The 1,386-nt window shown below is 52.7% G+C and carries 1 rRNA gene; it reads left to right on the forward strand.

The features are described 5' to 3' along the window. Positions 1-1,386, forward strand: a 23S ribosomal RNA gene (locus ABHC48_RS20485); the annotation flags it as partial.

Below are 1,386 nucleotides of genomic sequence, written 5' to 3' on the forward strand. Positions count from 1 at the left end.
AGTCAGTAGGAGTAGACCCGAAACCGGGTGATCTACCCATGTCCAGGATGAAGCTGCCGTAAGAGGCAGTGGAGGTCCGGACCCACATCCGTTGAAAAGGGTGGGGATGAGGTGTGGGTAGGGGAGAAATTCCAATCGAACCCGGAGATAGCTGGTTCTCCTCGAAATAGCTTTAGGGCTAGCCTCGGTCAAGAGTCTTGTGGAGGTAGAGCACTGAATTTCCTAGGGGGCGTCAAAGCCTACCGAAGAATATCAAACTCCGAATGCCATGTAGACAGGACCGGGAGTCAGACTGCACGAGATAAGTTGGGCAGTCAAAAGGGAAAGAGCCCAGACCTTCAGTTAAGGTCCCAAAGTGTACGTTAAGTGGAAAAGGATGTGGGGTCTCGAAGACAACCAGGATGTTGGCTCAGAAGCAGCCATTCATTCAAAGAGTGCGTAATAGCTCACTGGTCGAGAGGCCCTGCGCCGAAAATGTCCGGGGCTGAAACGTACCACCGAAACTAAGGGATCCGCAAGGATCGGTAGAGGAGCATTGCATGCGGAACGAAGCAGTACCGTAAGGAGCTGTGGACTGCATGGAAGAGAGAATGCCGGAATGAGTAGCGAGATAAAGGTGAGAATCCTTTAGGCCGAATATCCAAGGTTTCCAGGGTAAAGCTGATCTGCCCTGGGTAAGTCGGGGCCTAAGGCGAGGACGAGAGTCGTAGCCGATGGACAACAGGTGGAGATTCCTGTACTGCGGTATGACAGAACTGTGGGGACACGTAAGGAAAGCGGAAGCCGGGAATGGAAAGCCCGGTGCAAGCAGGGTACCAGACACTCAGGCAAATCCGGGTGTCAATGGGAAGCTGTGATGCGGAGCGAAATACAAGTAGCGAAGTCCGTGAGCCATGCGTCAAGAAAAGCCGCTATTGTTTATACCGTACCCGTACCGTAAACCGACACAGGTGGATGAGGAGAGAATCCTAAGGCCGGCGGAAGAAGCATTGTCAAGGAACTCGGCAAAATGACCCCGTAACTTCGGGAGAAGGGGTGCCACTGAGAAGTGGCCGCAGAGAATAGGCTCAAGCAACTGTTTAGCAAAAACACAGGTCTATGCGAAACCGAAAGGTGAGGTATATGGGCTGACGCCTGCCCGGTGCTGGAAGGTTAAGAGGAGAGGTTAGCGCAAGCGAAGCTTTGAATTTAAGCCCCAGTAAACGGCGGCCGTAACTATAACGGTCCTAAGGTAGCGAAATTCCTTGTCGGGTAAGTTCCGACCCGCACGAAAGGCGTAATGATTTGAGCGCTGTCTCGACAATGCATCCGGTGAAATTGAAGTACCAGTGAAGATGCTGGTTACCTGCGCCAGGACGGAAAGACCCCATGGAGCTTTACTCCAGT

The sequence above is a fragment of the Ruminococcus sp. 1001136sp1 genome (assembly GCF_039841815.1).
Lineage (GTDB): Bacteria > Bacillota > Clostridia > Lachnospirales > Lachnospiraceae > Blautia_A > Blautia_A faecis.